This is a genomic window from Lentzea sp. NBRC 105346, from assembly GCF_030269605.1.
Lineage (GTDB): Bacteria > Actinomycetota > Actinomycetes > Mycobacteriales > Pseudonocardiaceae > Lentzea.
Genome location: NZ_BSTQ01000008.1, coordinates 131,899 through 146,500 on the forward strand (window position 1 = coordinate 131,899; position 14,602 = coordinate 146,500).

16 protein-coding genes are annotated in these 14,602 nt (G+C 70.5%); 11 read left to right on the forward strand and 5 right to left on the reverse strand.

The features are described 5' to 3' along the window. The first annotated feature begins 20 nt into the window (after positions 1 to 20). The gene (locus QSK35_RS18855) at positions 21 to 695 is read left to right on the forward strand and encodes a DUF4333 domain-containing protein (protein WP_285747862.1); all 675 of its coding nucleotides are present in this window, start codon (positions 21 to 23) and stop codon (positions 693 to 695) included. Between the two features lie 54 nt (positions 696 to 749). Continuing rightward, positions 750 to 1,913 (forward strand): GNAT family N-acetyltransferase, encoded by a 1,164-nt coding sequence (locus tag QSK35_RS18860; protein WP_285747864.1) that lies wholly within the window; start codon positions 750 to 752, stop codon positions 1,911 to 1,913. On the opposite strand, the gene QSK35_RS18865 is transcribed toward QSK35_RS18860, so the two are convergent. Together QSK35_RS18865 and QSK35_RS18870 are read right to left on the reverse strand one after the other, a co-directional pair. Further along, on the reverse strand, positions 1,914 to 2,951 hold the full coding sequence (locus tag QSK35_RS18865; protein WP_285748285.1) for a metal-dependent hydrolase family protein: 1,038 nt from the start codon (positions 2,949 to 2,951) through the stop codon (positions 1,914 to 1,916). A 56-nt stretch (positions 2,952 to 3,007) separates the two neighbouring features. Next, on the reverse strand, positions 3,008 to 3,949 hold the full coding sequence (locus tag QSK35_RS18870) for a 5'-3' exonuclease (RefSeq protein WP_285747867.1): 942 nt from the start codon (positions 3,947 to 3,949) through the stop codon (positions 3,008 to 3,010). 117 nt (positions 3,950 to 4,066) lie between these two features. Between QSK35_RS18870 and QSK35_RS18875 the strand changes: the two genes are divergently transcribed. Next, positions 4,067 to 5,191, forward strand: coding sequence for a M24 family metallopeptidase (locus tag QSK35_RS18875; RefSeq protein WP_285747869.1), 1,125 nt, complete (start codon positions 4,067 to 4,069; stop codon positions 5,189 to 5,191). A 2-nt stretch (positions 5,192 to 5,193) separates the two neighbouring features. Further along, positions 5,194 to 5,634 (forward strand): Lrp/AsnC family transcriptional regulator, encoded by a 441-nt coding sequence (locus QSK35_RS18880; protein WP_502881688.1) that lies wholly within the window; start codon positions 5,194 to 5,196, stop codon positions 5,632 to 5,634. Positions 5,635 to 5,743: 109 nt separating this feature from the next. Here the strand turns inward: QSK35_RS18880 and QSK35_RS18885 are convergent, their stop codons facing one another. Continuing rightward, entirely contained in the window at positions 5,744 to 6,187 is a 444-nt protein-coding gene (locus tag QSK35_RS18885) for a hypothetical protein (protein WP_285747873.1), read from the reverse strand. A 139-nt stretch (positions 6,188 to 6,326) separates the two neighbouring features. Between QSK35_RS18885 and QSK35_RS18890 the strand changes: the two genes are divergently transcribed. From QSK35_RS18890 to QSK35_RS18900, 3 genes are read left to right on the forward strand one after another with little or no spacing between them, the layout of a single operon-like run. After that, on the forward strand, positions 6,327 to 7,289 hold the full coding sequence (locus QSK35_RS18890; protein ID WP_285747875.1) for a GlxA family transcriptional regulator: 963 nt from the start codon (positions 6,327 to 6,329) through the stop codon (positions 7,287 to 7,289). After that, positions 7,289 to 7,894 carry a DJ-1/PfpI family protein gene (locus QSK35_RS18895; RefSeq protein WP_285747877.1) on the forward strand — a complete coding sequence of 202 codons (606 nt, stop codon included), beginning with the start codon at positions 7,289 to 7,291 and terminating at the stop codon, positions 7,892 to 7,894. Before QSK35_RS18890 ends, QSK35_RS18895 begins: the two co-directional genes overlap by 1 nt. Positions 7,895 to 7,898: 4 nt before the next feature. Beyond that, the gene (locus QSK35_RS18900; protein ID WP_285747879.1) at positions 7,899 to 8,576 is read left to right on the forward strand and encodes an RraA family protein; all 678 of its coding nucleotides are present in this window, start codon (positions 7,899 to 7,901) and stop codon (positions 8,574 to 8,576) included. Between the two features lie 4 nt (positions 8,577 to 8,580). On the opposite strand, the gene QSK35_RS18905 is transcribed toward QSK35_RS18900, so the two are convergent. Both QSK35_RS18905 and QSK35_RS18910 read right to left on the reverse strand, forming a co-directional pair. Beyond that, on the reverse strand, positions 8,581 to 9,225 hold the full coding sequence (locus tag QSK35_RS18905; RefSeq protein ID WP_285747881.1) for a response regulator: 645 nt from the start codon (positions 9,223 to 9,225) through the stop codon (positions 8,581 to 8,583). Continuing rightward, entirely contained in the window at positions 9,222 to 10,271 is a 1,050-nt protein-coding gene (locus QSK35_RS18910; protein WP_285747883.1) for a sensor histidine kinase, read from the reverse strand. Before QSK35_RS18910 ends, QSK35_RS18905 begins: the two co-directional genes overlap by 4 nt. Positions 10,272 to 10,371: 100 nt before the next feature. Between QSK35_RS18910 and QSK35_RS18915 the strand changes: the two genes are divergently transcribed. The 4 genes from QSK35_RS18915 to QSK35_RS18930 are packed head-to-tail and all read left to right on the forward strand — an operon-like array spanning position 10,372 to position 14,582. Continuing rightward, entirely contained in the window at positions 10,372 to 11,241 is an 870-nt protein-coding gene (locus QSK35_RS18915; RefSeq protein ID WP_285747884.1) for an ABC transporter ATP-binding protein, read from the forward strand. Continuing rightward, complete coding sequence (locus tag QSK35_RS18920) at positions 11,241 to 12,062, forward strand: ABC transporter permease (RefSeq protein ID WP_285747886.1); 822 nt, start codon at positions 11,241 to 11,243, stop codon at positions 12,060 to 12,062. The genes QSK35_RS18915 and QSK35_RS18920 overlap by 1 nt, the downstream gene beginning before the upstream one ends. A gap of 22 nt (positions 12,063 to 12,084) precedes the next feature. Beyond that, positions 12,085 to 13,284, forward strand: a complete 1,200-nt coding sequence (locus QSK35_RS18925; RefSeq protein WP_285747889.1) for an MFS transporter — start codon at positions 12,085 to 12,087, stop codon at positions 13,282 to 13,284. 56 nt (positions 13,285 to 13,340) lie between these two features. Then, on the forward strand, positions 13,341 to 14,582 hold the full coding sequence (locus QSK35_RS18930; RefSeq protein ID WP_285747890.1) for a sensor domain-containing diguanylate cyclase: 1,242 nt from the start codon (positions 13,341 to 13,343) through the stop codon (positions 14,580 to 14,582). The last annotated feature ends 20 nt before the right edge of the window (positions 14,583 to 14,602 follow it).

Consider the following 14,602-nt stretch of genomic DNA (forward strand, 5'->3'; position numbering starts at 1 on the left):
GTGAACACGGAGGTCGAGCAATGAGCAGCCCGTACGGACCGTCCGGAGGGAACGATCCGCAGCAGCAGTGGGGCCAGCAGCCCTACGGTGGCGGCTACCCGACCGGCACCCCGTCCGGTGGGTTCCCGGCTCAGAACCCGTACGGCCAGCCACAGCAGCCCCAGCAGCCTGGGCAGCAGCCGTACCCCGGCTACGACCCGAACCAGCCGCAGAGCAACCCCTACGGCCAGCCCGCGCAGCAGCCCTACGGTCAGCCCGACCCGTATGGCCAGCAGACGCAGCAGTACGGCGTGCCCGGTCAGCAGCCGGGTCAGTACGGCCAGCCCGGTCAGTACGGGGCGCCCGGTCAGTTCGGCGCGCCGCCCGCCCAGAAGAAGTCCAGCGCGATGATCTGGGTGATCGCCGTCGTCGTCGTGCTGGTCGTCGGCGCGGTGCTCTTCACCGGCTTCGTGTCGCCCGCGTTCTTCAAGAAGAAGATCTTCGACAACACCGCCGTGCAGAACGGCATCGTGAAGATCCTCAAGGACGAGTACAAGATCTCGGACGTCGGCAGCGCCAACTGCACCGGTGAGAACCAGGTCAAGCCGAACACCTCGTTCACCTGCAAGGTGCAGGTCGGCGGCAAGGACAAGACGGTCAAGATCACGGTCAAGACCGAGGACGGCGAGTACGAGGTCGGTCAGCCCACCGGCTGACATGTGACGGTAAGTCGGTCGCGTCCGCGTCCCTCCCGAGAGAGGATCGCGGGCGTGACCGAGATCCGCGTTCTCGACGAGACCCAGTACCGCGCCCACCACACGCTGTTCCGCGGCACGCTGCACTACGCGCCCGCGCCGGACGAGCTGTGGGAGGTCGTGCGCAAGTCGTACGAGCCGGGGCGCGCGCTGGGCGCGTTCGCCGACGGCGACCTGGTCGGCGCGGTCCAGACGTTCCCCTCCAGCCTGGTGGTGCCCGGTGGCGCCGTTGTGCCGCACGCGGCGGTGAGTCGCGTGGGCGTGCGGGCCGACCACACACGGCGCGGTGTGCTGAGCGCGTTGAAACGAGCCCAGCTGGAGGGACTCAGCGAGCCGGTCGCCACGCTGCGCGCCTCCGAGGGCCTGATCTACGGCCGCTACGGCTACGGCGTCGCCACCCGCGGCCGGACCGTCCGGATCCAGCGTGCGCGGGCGTCCGTGCCCGGCGACCCGGTGGGGCGGGTGCGGCTGATCGACCGCGACGGCGCGGCGAAGCTGCTGCCCGAGATCTACGACCGCATCGGCCTGACGCGGCCGGGTGCCATCGGGCGCTGGGCGGGGTGGTGGGAGATGAACATCCGTGGCGCCAAGCCGGACGAGCAGTTCGCCTACGCCGTCCACAGTGGACCGGACGGGGACGACGGGTTCGTCATCTACAAGGTGGAGCACAAGGAGAACTCGAAGCTGCTGCAGGTGTACGACCTCATCGCGCCGACGTCCGGCGCGTGGGCAGACCTGTGGCGGTTCCTGGTCGGCGTCGACCTGGTCGACGAGATCGAGGCGTGGCTGCGGCCCCTCGACGAACCGCTCGAGTTCCTGTTCGCCGAGCCCCGTACGGCCCGCACGACCGAGGTCGAGGACGAGACGTGGCTGCGGCTGGTCGACGTGCCGCGCATGCTCGCGGAGCGCACCTACGGCGATGGCGACCCGGTCGTGCTCGGCGTGACGGACCGGCTGATCCCGGCGAACGCCGGGTCGTACCTGATCACCCCGGACGGCGCGACGCGCACCGACCTGTCACCCGACATCGAGCTCACCGTCGACCTGCTGGGCGCGGCCTACCTGGGTGGCGTGACGTTCACGCAGCTGGCCGCGGCGAACCGGATCTCCGGCGCGACGGCGAACGCCGACCGGCTCTTCGCGATCTCGCAGTCGCCCTGGTGCGGCACGTACTTCTGATCAGCGGATTCGTTGTCCGGCGCGGAACACGGCGTGGACGCCGGTCAGTGCTTGGAGGTCGGCCACCGGGTTTCCGGACACGGCGAGCAGGTCGGCGTCGTACCCCGGCGCGATCCGGCCTTTGCGGTGGCCGACTCCGCACGATTGGGCCGCGAGGCTGGTGACCGCCTTGAGCCCGGCTGTTGGGGTGGACTCGGTGAAGCTCACGAACTCGGGCACGACCAGGGGCAGGACGTCGTGCGGTTTCCGGGCTGTGATGCCGGCGTCGGACGAGCACACCAGGCGAACGCCGTCGCGGTGCATGCGCGCGTACATGGCCCGGATCGCGTCGGCCCGTGGCGATGGCGGCGTCCGGCCGACCGTCACCCCGACGAAGATCCCCGCCTCGGCGATCGCGGCGACGGTAGTCCAGTCGGGCTCGGCACCGATGAACGTGCAGTGCTCGATGCCGTCCACCCCGGCGCGTACGGCGTCCGCGATCCCTTGGGCGCCGTGGGCGTGGGCGGTGACCCGTATCCCCGCGTCGTGGGCGGTGTCGACGATGACGCGCAGCTCGTCCAGGGTGAACTGCGATTCCTGCATCGAACTGCCGGGCGTGACGCTGCCGCCGGTCGCCATCACCTTGATCACGTCGACCTGGCGTTCCACCCGTTCCCGCACCGCTGCACGCACGTCGGTGGTCGCGCCGCCGAGGAACCAGCAGTGGCCGCCGGGCGTGGTGATCGGCGGTCCGGACACGAGCAGTTCCGGACCGTCCTGTTCCGCCCGCAGCGTGAGGCCGAGGTAGTTCCGATCGCCCAGATCGCGAACGGTGGTGATTCCCGCGCGCAGGGCCTGCTGGGCGTGCGTCCGCATGCGTTTGAGCAGCGCTTCGTCGTCGTCCGTGGTCAGCTGTTCGATGTCCAACGGCGGCCGGAAGGCCAGGTGGCTGTGGGCGTCGACCAACCCCGGCAGCAGCGTCACGTCGCCGAGGTCGGTCACGGGCCCAGGCGCGTCGGGGGTCACCGAGACGATGCGCCCGTCCTCAATGAACACCATCACGCGCCGGTCGACCAGCGTCTCGCCGTCGAACAGGCGGCGGGCGGCGATCGCGATCAGCGGCGTTCCATGGCGTTGATCAGGCGGGGCACCGAGCTGCCCAGGCCCCAGCGTTCGGTCAGCTCCTTGAGCCGGACCGGGTCGGCGGGCGCCGACGGCACGGCGTCGTCGCGGTCGAGGATCACCGGGGCGTCCAGCGCCGTGCGGACGACCGTGGGCGCGACGGCGAGGTAGGCCTCGGCGGCCAGCAGGCTGGTGCGCGCGCGGGCGGTGAGCTTGCGGTCACGCGGGTCGTTGACCGCGGCCAGCAGCGCGTCCAGCGAGCCGAACTCGGTGATCAGCTTCGCGGCGGTCTTCTCGCCGATGCCCGCCACGCCCGGCAGGCCGTCGGAGGGGTCGCCGCGCAGCACGGCCATGTCGGCGTAGGCGGAACCGGCGGTCGCGACCGGCAGCGAGTACTTCGCGGCCAGCTCGACGGGGCCGAGCTCCTCCAGCTTGTTCCAGCCGCGCCCGACGTAGAGCACGCGCACCGGCGTCGGCTCGTCGCGGACCACCTGGAACATGTCGCGGTCGCCGGTGACGACCTCGACGGCCGAGCGGGTCTCGCGGTGCGCGAGCGCGCCGATCACGTCGTCGGCCTCGTAACCGGCGGCCTCGGCGGTGCAGATGCCCGCGGCGTCCAGCACGTCGAGGATGATCGGGATCTGCGGCGTCAGCGTGTCCGGCACCTCTTCGGAGCCGTCGGCGGCCACCACGTCGACCCGCTGCGCCTTGTAGGACGGCAGCAGCGCGACCCGGAACTCGGGTCGCCAGTCCGCGTCGAGACACGCGACCAGGCGCGCGGCCTTGCGGTCGGTGATGACGCGGGCGATCGTGTCGACGAAGCCGCGCACGGCGTTGATCGGCGTCCCGTCGGGCGCGGTCATCGAGTCCGGCAGCGCGTAGTACGACCGGAAGTACAAACTCGCGGAGTCCAGCAGCACCAGGGGAGAGCTCACCGCGTCAACCTACTAGGCCGTGTCTGTCGGGTCCCGTTCGACAAGAGGCGTGTCCGACGCCTTCGGGCGCGACTATCGCGAACGTGGGCCGACCAGGCATGGCCTAGGCTCACGACCATGGCAACGATCACCGGACCCATCGACGTGTCTGCCCTGAAGGCCCGGCTCACCCGCACCACGAATGCGGCCGCCGGCGCCGGAGTCGACGCACTGCTCATCTCGCCCGGTTCGGACCTGCGGTACCTGATCGGCGCGGGCGGCGAGTCGTTCGAACGGCTCACCTGCCTCGTGCTGCCGGTCGACGGGACGCCGGTGCTGGTCGTGCCGAAGCTGGAGCAGCCCGGCTACGCGGGCATCCCGACCGACGAGCTGGGCGTCCAGGTCGTCACCTGGGTCGACGGTGAGGACCCGTACGCGCTGGTCCGTTCGGCATTGTCGAACACCGGCCGCGTCGCGGTCGCGGACATGATGCCCGCGTTGCACAACCTGCGGCTGCGCGAGGCGCTCGGCGGCGAGCAGACGCTGGCCGGGCCGGTCCTGCGCGAGCTGCGCATGCGCAAGGACGCCTCCGAGGTGGCGGCGCTGCGCAAGGCGGGCGCGGCGATCGACCGGGTGCACGCCCGGATGGGTGAGTTCCTGCGCGCCGGCCGCACCGAGGCCGAGGTCGCGAAGGACATCGCCGCCGCGATCGTCGAGGAGGGCCACACGGTCGCGGACTTCGTGATCGTCGGCTCCGGCCCGAACGGCGCGTCGCCGCACCACCGCGACTCCGACCGGGTGATCGAGCACGGCGACGTCGTGGTCATCGACATCGGCGGTCCGGTCGCCGAGGGCTACAACTCGGACTCGACCCGCACCTACGTGCTCGGCGAGCCGAAGTACGACGACGTGTTCAGCACCTACGCGGTGCTGCAGGCCGCGCAGCAGGCGGCCGTCGAGGCGGTCAAGCCGGGCGTCACGTGCGAGGAGATCGACAATGTCGCACGGTCGATCATCGCCGACGCCGGGTTCGGCGAGTACTTCGTGCACCGCACCGGCCACGGCATCGGCCTGGACGTGCACGAGGAGCCGTACATCGTGAGCGGCAACGCGTTGCCGCTGGAGCCGGGCATGGCGTTCAGCGTCGAGCCGGGCATCTACCTGCCCGGCCGCTGGGGCGCGCGGATCGAGGACATCGTGGTCGCGACCGAGACCGGCGTCGAGTCGTTCAACAACCGTCCACACGAGCTGGTGGTGCTTTGAGCCTGGAGCCGATCGACCGCGCCATCCTCAAGGAGCTGGCCGCCGACGGGCGGTGCAGCTTCACCGACCTCGCCGAGCGGGTCGGGCTGAGCGTCTCCGCGGTGCACCAGCGGGTGAAGCGCCTGGAGCAGCGCGGCGTGCTGAAGGGCTACGCCGCGCGGCTCGACGGGGACGAGATCGGGCTGCCGCTGACGGCGTTCATCTCGTTGTTCCCGATCGACCCGGCGGCGCCGGACGACTACCCGAAGCGGCTGGAGCACCTGCCGCAGATCGAGGCGTGCTACTCGGTCGCGGGGGATGCGTCGTACGTGCTGCGGGTGCGGGTCGCGTCGCCTGCCGCGCTGGAGGATCTGTTGCGGCAGATCCGGGAGTCGGCGCACGTGTCGACGCGCACGACGGTGGTGTTGTCGACGCCGTATGAGGATCGGCCGCCTGCTGTTTAGCCAGCTCGTCCTCGCTCGCCACCGGCTGGGAATGAGCGACGCCGTCGCGGCACGGGAGTACGCGTGGATCCGGCGGGCGCTGCTGCCCAGAATCGGTCCTGATCATCCGCTAGTGCAGGCGGGCGAAGACCCGCGCGAACTCGGTGTAGGTTTCGGCCGGCGCGAACATCAGCGCCGAGACCAGCACGAACGCACCCGCGCCGCGCACCCACCAGTTGCGCGCCCACAGCGCGGCCACGACCGCGTACGAGATGCCGGTGAGCACGAAGCCGGCGAGCTGCGGCGCGTGCCAGTCGTCGGCCAGAGTCATGACGAAGATCGTGCCCACGACGCCCAGCAGCCCGACGGTGACACCCCACGCGATCCGCTCGTACCACCGCCCATCCCACACGGCGAGGCCGAGCAGCACGTACAACGCGACCACGACACCGGTCAGCACGGCGACACCGCCCGCCGACTTGGCCGCGAAGAACAGGAACATCAGAATTCCGAGGCCGAGGAAAGCCAGCACGCCCCCCAGCCAGGCCATACCGACCTGAAGCGCGATCTTCACGGCGGCCAGTGTGGACGGTCCGGGCCGCCGTTGTTCGCGGAACGGCGAAAGTGGGTCGCCAGCCGTCTTCGAACCGCATGGCCGAATCCGTGGGAACCATGTCGTTGCCGCCATCAGGATCTTGCTGGACTCTGGAGGCGTGGGGAAGGAACGGGAGATCGTCCTCGTCGGGTACGACGACGCGGCGATGCTGGACCTGGCTGGGCCGATCGAGGCTTTCACGTACGCGAACTACGCCGGTGAGCGGCGCTATCGGGTGACGGTCGCGTCGCTCGGGGGCGAGTCGATCACGGCGACCGCGGGCGTGACGATCGGCGTGCACGACGACCTGGCCGCGATCGACCGTCCGATCGACACGGTCATCGTCGTCGGCGGGTGGGGATATCCCGACGTGGCAAAGGATCCGGTGTTCACCGGGCACCTGCGCCGCGTCGCCACCGGAGCCCGGCGTGTCGCGGGGATCTGCGTCGGCTCGCTCGTGCTCGCCGGCGCCGGGTTGCTGGAGGGGCGCCGCGCGACCACGCACTGGGCGTTCCTCGACGAGCTGGCCGCGTGCGGCGTTGACGTCGACCGTGACGCGATCTTCGTGTCCGACGGCAACGTCATCACCTCGGCCGGCGTCACCGCGGGCATCGACCTGGCGCTGGCGATGATCGAACAGGACCACGGCGCGGCGCTGGCCCGCCGCATCGCCCAGTACCTCGTCGTGTTCCTGCAACGGCCGGGCGGCCAGTCGCAGTTCAGCGTGCGCAGCAGGCTCCAGCCGGTGCGCGACGACGCGCTGCGGGCGTTGCTCGACGCGATCGCCGACGATCCGGGTCGCGAGTGGACGGTGCCCACGATGGCGCGCCAGGCCGCGATGAGCACGCGTCACTTCGCCCGGATCTTTCCGCGTCACGTGGGACTTTCGCCCGCGCAGTACGTCGAACGCGCTCGGGTGGAGGCGGCGGCGGAACTGCTGGCCGGTGCCGAATCCCTTGATGTTGTGGCCCGTCGCAGCGGTTTCGGCTCGGCCGAGACCATGCGCCGCGCCTTCCTTCGCGTGCTCGGCGTCCCGCCGGGCAGTTATCGCGCTCGTTTCCAGACCACGGGGGTTGCCTGATGGACGTCGCCTTTGTCTTATACCCGAACATGACGGCGCTGGATCTGATCGGCCCGTACGAGGTGCTGTCCGGGATTCCCCTGGTACGGCCCCATTTCGTGGCAGCCTCCAGGGATCTGGTCCGGGCCGACCAGGGTTTGGTCATGGCTCCTACCACGACGTTCGACGAGCTTCCGGCCGTCGATGTCGTCGTGGTGCCGGGCAGCAGCCACTGGAAGGAAGCACTGGACGACACCGCGCTGATCTCGTGGTTGCGGGCGGTTCATCAGTCCACCCGCTGGACGACCTCGGTGTGCACGGGGTCGACGTTGCTCGCGGAGGCCGGCCTGGTCGACATCGCCACAACGCATTGGGCGGTAAGGGATTTCCTGGCGGGACGTGGGGTCGAGGTCAGCACCGACCGCGTCGTGCGCTCCGGCAAGGTGATCACCGCGGCGGGTGTGTCCGCGGGCATCGACATGGCGTTGCGGCTGGTGGGGCTGGAGTTCGGCGACGCGGTCGCGCAGACCGTGCAGCTCGCCATCGAGTACGACCCGGAGCCGCCGTACGAGTACTCGGCGATCCCGCCGGAGATCGCCGACGGGGTCAGGTCGCTTATAGGCTGATCGCATGGATCTCACCACCGCGCACGTCGCGGACGCGTGCCTGCGCGCCGGGATCCCGGTGCGCTGCGCCCCGTCGGCGGTTCAGGCCCTCGACCCCGGGATGCGCGTCTTCGGCCGCGTCCTGCCCGCCCGCCACTGCGGCAGCGTGGACGTGTTCCTGGAGGCGTTCGAATCTGCTGCTGAAGGGGACGTCCTCGTCGTCGACAACGGCGGGCGGACCGACGAGAGCTGCGTCGGCGACCTCGTGGTTTTGGAGGCCGCGGCGGCCGGGCTCGGCGGTGTCGTGATCTGGGGTCTGCATCGCGACACCGCGGACATCCGGGCGATCGGCCTGCCGGTGTTCAGCACCGGCTCGATCCCGACCGGTCCGCTGCGGCTGGACGAACGGCCGGAGGGTGCGCTGGCATTCGCGCAGGTGGGGGAGTGGAGGGTCACGTCCGACGACGTCGTCTTCGGGGACGACGACGGGGTGTTGTTCCTGCCCGCCGCGCAGGTCGACCGGATGCTCGAGCTGGCCGAGGGGATCCGGGACACCGAGCGCAGGCAGGCCGAGCTGATCCGCGACGGCGAGTCGCTGCGCAGCCAGGTGCGGTTCGACGCCTTCCTGGCCCGCCGCGAGAAGAACCCCTCGCTGACGTTCCGCGACCACCTGCGTTCGGTCGGCGGCGCGATCGAGGAGTGACGGGTCAGGTCAGTCCGGACTGCACCGCGAACACGACGAGCTGCGCGCGGTCCCGCGCCCCGAGCTTGATCATGGCGCGGGACACGTGCGTGCGGACCGTCGCGGGGGAGATGACGAGGCGTTCGGCGATCTCGTCGTTGGACGCGCCGGTGGCGACGTGCCGCATGATCTCCCGCTCACGTTCGGTGAGCTTGTCCAGGTGCGCCACGGGTTTCGCGGGCACGCCGGAGGAGAACCGTTCGATGACGCGGCGCGTCACGGTGGGGGACAACAGCGACCCGCCGTCGGCCACGACGCGCACGGCCCGGAGCAGGTCGGCCGGGTCGCTGTCCTTGACGAGGAAGCCACTGGCGCCGGACCGGAGCGCCTCGAAGACGTACTCGTCGAGCTCGAACGTCGTCAGCATGACGACCCGCACGTCACCCAGGGCCGGATCGGACGTGACGCGACGCAACACTTCGAGCCCGTCGAAAACCGGCATGCGGATGTCGAGGAACGCCACGTCGGGGCGCGTCCGCCGGATCACGTCGAGCGCCTCGCGGCCGTCGGCGGCCTCGCCGACGAGTGAGATGTCGTCCTCGACCTCGAACAGCGTGCGCAGGCCCATGCGGACCAAAGCCTGGTCGTCGGCGACCACCACCCGGATCATGACGGCAACGGTATCCGGGCGACGACCGCGAAGCCGCCGGAATCCGCAGGACCGGCATCCAACGTGCCCCCCAGCGCCGTCGCCCGGCGGCGCATGCCCGTGATGCCGCTGCCCTCGGCGAACGACCCGGCGTGCCCGGTGTCGGCCACCGTGACGACCAGCGCGCCGTCCGAACAGGACACGTCCACCGACGCGGTCGCGCCGGGGCCCGCGTGGCGCAGGACGTTCGTCAGCGACTCCTGCACGATGCGGTAGGCGGCGGTCTCGACGTTCTCGGGGAGAGAATCGACGGACACCACCAGTGACACGGGCAGGCCGGCCGAGCGCATCCGGGCGGCCAGTGCCGGGAAGTCCGCAGTGGACGGACGCAGGGGTGCGTTGCCGCGCATGGCCTCCAGCTCGCCGCGCAGATCCGCCAGCGACTCCCGCGAGGCGTCACGGATGGCTTCCAGCGACGCCCGCGCCTTCGCCGGGTCGCGGTCCAGCACGTGCAGCGCGACGCCGGCCTGCATCGCGATCACCGAGAGGCCGTGCCCGACGACGTCGTGTACCTCCTGGGCCAGGCGCAGACGTTCCTCGGTCACGGCGTGCTCGCGTTGCTCCACGCGGGACCGGCGCCAGATCCGCACCAGCACACCGGCGACCGCGGGCAGGAAGATCCAGCCCAGCGCCCACGTGATCCAGCCGAGCGGGTCCTGCAGCCAGCCCGGCGCCACGGCGAACAGATAGGCGACGCAGCAGATCAGCGCCACCCGCACGGAACACCGCAACCCGACGGTGTACACGGCCGCCACACCGCTCAGCAGGATCGGGCCGAACGGGAATCCGAGCCACAGGTACACCGCGATCGCCGCGACGGCGAGCACGAACGTCCACAGCGGACGGACGCTGCGCAGCAGCATGGCGAGCGCGGCGAGGACGATGAGCGAGTAGCCCAGTACACCGGGGCTCGGCAGGTGCTGCAGACGCGCGGCGAAACGCGTGCCACCGATGCCGATGACCGTCAGTCCCAGCGCCAGCGCCACGTCGTACCACCTGATCCGCATGCTGAGAACGATAGGACCGAGGGCGTACGCAGATGTGCGTATTTCGAAGCCGCTTCCGAGCGGACGACGAACTACAAGCTCGGGAAGCAAGCTCGTAGCCATGATCGTGACGACGGAGAAACTGACGAAACGCTACGGCGACAAGACCGTGGTCGACGCGGTGGAGCTGAACGTCCGGGCGGGCGAGGTCTACGGGTTCCTCGGGCCGAACGGCGCGGGCAAGACGACCACCATCCGGATGCTGCTCGGGCTCGTCAAGCCGACCAGCGGAACCGCGCGGGTCCTCGGCGAGCCGCCCGGCAGCCCGAAGGCCCTGCTGCGGATCGGCTCGCTGATCGAGGGGCCGGGCTTCTTCCCGTACCTGTCCGGACGGGACAACCTCAGGGTGCACGCCCGGCGGCGCGACCGGACGGACATCGAGGTCGACGCCGTGCTGGAGCAGGTGGACCTGAGCGACGCCAAGAACGCCAAGTTCAAGTCCTACTCGCTGGGCATGAAGCAACGGCTCGGCGTCGCGGCGGCGTTGCTCGGCCAGCCCGAGCTGCTGATCCTCGACGAGCCCACGAACGGGCTCGACCCGGCGGGCATGGCCGACATGCGCGACCTCGTCCGTGAGCTCAAGCGCCAGGGGCAGACCGTGCTGTTGTCGAGTCACCTGCTGGGCGAGGTCGAGGAGATCTGCGACCGCGTCGGCGTGATCTCGAACGGACGGCTGGTCGCCGAGAGCAGCGTGCAGGAACTGCGGGGCGACACCGTGCTGCTGGTCCGCGCCGATCCGTTCGACATTGCCGAACGGGTGGTCGAGAACAGCTCGGTCGTCGACGGTGCGCTGCACGTGCACGCGTCCGAGGAGGACGCGCCCAAGATCGTCCGGGCGCTGGTGGAGGCGGACGTCGACGTCCGTGAGATCCGGCCACTGCGCCGGACTTTGGAAGAGGTCTTTTTCGAGATGACGGCAGGTGTTCGGTGATGGGTAGCTATAGGGCCGAGCTGTTGCGCCTGGTCAAGTGGCCCGCGACGTGGGTGCTGATCGGCGTCTGGCTCGTGATGACGCTGACGTTCGGGTACGTCTTCAACTACGTCGCCTACAAGAGTGGCGACACCAGCCGCGGCGGCGGGTCCGGCGCGCAACTGATGGCGCAGATGATGCCGGCCGAGGCGGCGGAGGCCGTGGTGCGCGGGCTGCCGATGTTCGGCGGCGCGATCGTGCTGGTGCTGGCCGCGCTGGCGGTGGGCAGCGGGTATGGCTGGGGGACGTGGAAGACGACGCTGACGGCCGGTCCGCGCCGGATCAGCGCGATGGGCGGCACGCTGGCCGCGGTCGGCACGATCGTCGTGGTGCTCGTGGCGCTGACGTTCGTTGTCGACTTCGGTGCGGCATTGTCGATCGCGACCATGGAAAACCAGTCCTGGTCGATGCCGTCGTTCGACCATGTCGTACAGGGTCTCGGCGCCGCGGGCCTGATCGCGGGCATGTGGGCCGCCATGGGTGTCTTCCTCGGTGTGATCACCCGCGGGCCGGCGCTGGCCGTCGGGCTGGGGCTGCTGTGGTCGATCGTCGCGGAGAACCTGTTGCGGGGTGTCGGCGCGCTGCTGGGGCCGGTCGCGGACGTGACGAAGGTGCTGCCGGGTGGTGCGGCGGGCAATCTGGCGGGGGCGTTCGGGGCGACGGGCGCTCCCGGGGTACTCACGGATCTGAGTGGCGTTACCGCGTCGCTGCTGGTGGCGGGTTACCTTGCGGTGTTCGCACTGATCGCCGCGTGGCTCACCGTGCGACGCGACCTGGTGTGATCGCCGGACTGAGAGGCAAAGCGTGCGGGCTGGTGTCTTCGCGATCGGGGAGTTCAGGACGCTCTGGACGGCCGAGCTCTTCTCGATCGCGGGCGACCAGCTCGCACGCGTCGCGTTGTCGGTCCTGGTCTTCGACCGCACGCACTCGCCCGCGTGGACCGCGCTGACCTACGCGCTCACGATGCTGCCGAACCTGGTGTCGGGCGTGCTGCTCAGCGGCCTGGCGGACCGGTTCCCGCGGCGGACGGTCATGGTGACCAGCGACCTCGTCCGGGCCGCGCTCGTCGGCCTGATGGCGATCCCCGGCACGCCGCTCGTGGTCCTGGCGGCGCTGCTGGTCCTGGTCCAGCTCGCGGAACCGCCGTTCGCCGCCGCGCAGGGGGCGTTGCTGCCCGAGGTGCTGGGGGAGCGGTACGAGGACGGCCAGTCCGTGCACCTGGTCACGCACCAGGCCGGCCTGCTCGCCGGGTTCGCGGGCGGTGGCGTGGTCGTGGCGCTGCTGGGCACGTCGGGCGCGCTCGCCGTGGACGCGGCGACGTTCGCGCTCTCGGCGCTCGTGCTGCGCGTCGGCCTGCGGGAACGGCCGGCGTCGCAGCCCTCCCGCAACCCGCCGGCGCCCCAGGTCACCACCCGTACGAGGTGGCGGGAGTGGGCGGCCCAGATCCGGGACGGCGCCGGCCTGGTGTGGCGCGACCGCAAGCTGCGGATCCTCATGCTGCTGGGCTGGCTGGCCCTGTTCAGCGTGGTGCCGGAGGGGCTGGCGGCGCCGTTCGCGAACGAGGTCGGTGCCGGTGCCGCCGCAGTCGGCCTGCTGCTGGCCGCCGATCCCGCGGGCATGATCGTCGGCGCGTTCCTGCTCAGGTTCCTGAAGGACCGTTCCCGCTGGCTGGGCGTGCTGGCCGTGGGCACGAGCCTGCCGTTGCTGGGCTATCTGACCAGCCCGAACCTCGCCGTCGCGCTCGCCCTGCTGGCGCTGTCCGGGTGCGCGAGCGCGTACCAGATCACGGCCGGGGCCACGTTCGTGCGGCTCGTGCCACCCGAGCGGCGCGGGCAGGCGCTCGGGTTCGCCCGCAGCGGGCTGATCGCCGCCCAGGGGATCGGTGTCGCCCTCGGGGGCGTTGTCGCGTCATGGACGGGCAGTGCGGCCGTCACGATTGCCGTGGCGGGCGCCTTCGGAACGGTGCTGGCGCTCGCCGCGGCCGCCGCATGGTCGGGTGTGTAGTCACCAGATCTTGTCGCGCATGGTGTTCACCTCCATGAACGGGTTACTTTTTGCAGATGACGTGGTCTCTATGGTCACTGCCCCGCCGGGCGGTGGCCTACGTCCTACTGGTGGACGTTGCCGCGCTGACGCTCGCCGTACTGGCGGCGCGTCCGGTCGGCGCGCGCTCATGGGTCACGTTCGGGGTGTTCGCCGCGTGCGCGGTCGCCCACCTGCAGGCCTCGCAGTGGATCGAGCGGATCAGGCGTGACCACAGCCGGGTGCCGCACGTCGACCTGTGCAGCATCTGGATCTTCGCTGGCGCACTGGCACTCCCCGCGCTCCCCGCGGTACTCCTCGTCGCGGTCATCTACCTGCACCGATGGTGGATGGTAGGCCGTTGGGACGCGTCCAGACCACCACATCGTTCCGTCTTCACCGCCTCGATGATGACCCTGGTCGTGCTCGCGGCGGGCTCCGTCGCCCGGCTGACCGGGTTTACGGACGGTACGCCGTCCGGGTTCAACGATCTGCTCTCTTTGGTCGTGTCGGGTGCCACGCACTGGACGGTGAACACTGCGCTGGTCGCGGGCATCGTGGTGATGACCGCGAAGGTGCACCCGCGTGAGGCGATCGGCACCGCGGGCGACAACCTGCTGGAGGCCGGTCAGCTGGCGCTGGGCGGGTTCGTCGCCCTCGGGACGCTGTGGTGGCCCGGTTTCGCGGTGCCCATGGTCGTCGCGGCCGTCGCGCTGCACCGCACGGTGCTCATCCACCAGCTGGAGCTCGCCGCCCGCACCGACACCAAGACCGGCCTGCTGAACGCCGAGGCGTGGCACCTGCAGGCACGGATGGAGCTGCACCGGCTGGCCCAGCAGCCGGGCACGCGGCTCGGGCTGTTCATGGTGGACGTCGACCACTTCAAGGACATCAACGACACACACGGCCACCAGGTCGGCGACGAAGTCCTGCGACAGATCGCCGCCACATTGGACGGCGCGGTCCGGCGCGGCGATTCGGTCGGCCGATTCGGCGGCGAGGAGTTCGCCGTGCTGCTTCCCGGTGTGGACGCGGCCGAGGCCATGGTGATCGCCGAAAGAATTCGCACCCAGGTGCATACCCTGCGGGTCGGAGCTATCGGCGGATTCGGCGTGAGCATCGGTGTCGCGGTGTGGCCGGACGTCAGCGAGGACACCGTCGAGGGGCTGCTGGCGGCCGCCGATGCGGCTCTCTACCAGGCAAAACGGGCCGGGCGCGACCAGGTTCAACTGGCTGGGCGCGACCGTCGTCAGCCGTGGTCGCCCGCCGAACGCCAGTAATCCAACAGGAGTCGGCAATT

Coding starts and splice junctions, on each gene's coding strand:
- QSK35_RS18920 (WP_285747886.1), top strand. CDS start 11,241: ATGGGTAGCTATAGGGCCGAGCTGTTGCGCCTGGTCAAGTGGCCCGCG.
- QSK35_RS18875 (WP_285747869.1), top strand. CDS start 4,067: ATGGCAACGATCACCGGACCCATCGACGTGTCTGCCCTGAAGGCCCGG.
- QSK35_RS18865 (WP_285748285.1), bottom strand. CDS start 2,951: ATGGTGTTCATTGAGGACGGGCGCATCGTCTCGGTGACCCCCGACGCG.
- QSK35_RS18905 (WP_285747881.1), bottom strand. CDS start 9,225: ATGATCCGGGTGGTGGTCGCCGACGACCAGGCTTTGGTCCGCATGGGC.
- QSK35_RS18915 (WP_285747884.1), top strand. CDS start 10,372: ATGATCGTGACGACGGAGAAACTGACGAAACGCTACGGCGACAAGACC.
- QSK35_RS18895 (WP_285747877.1), top strand. CDS start 7,289: ATGGACGTCGCCTTTGTCTTATACCCGAACATGACGGCGCTGGATCTG.
- QSK35_RS18910 (WP_285747883.1), bottom strand. CDS start 10,271: ATGCGGATCAGGTGGTACGACGTGGCGCTGGCGCTGGGACTGACGGTC.
- QSK35_RS18855 (WP_285747862.1), top strand. CDS start 21: ATGAGCAGCCCGTACGGACCGTCCGGAGGGAACGATCCGCAGCAGCAG.
- QSK35_RS18900 (WP_285747879.1), top strand. CDS start 7,899: ATGGATCTCACCACCGCGCACGTCGCGGACGCGTGCCTGCGCGCCGGG.
- QSK35_RS18930 (WP_285747890.1), top strand. CDS start 13,341: ATGACGTGGTCTCTATGGTCACTGCCCCGCCGGGCGGTGGCCTACGTC.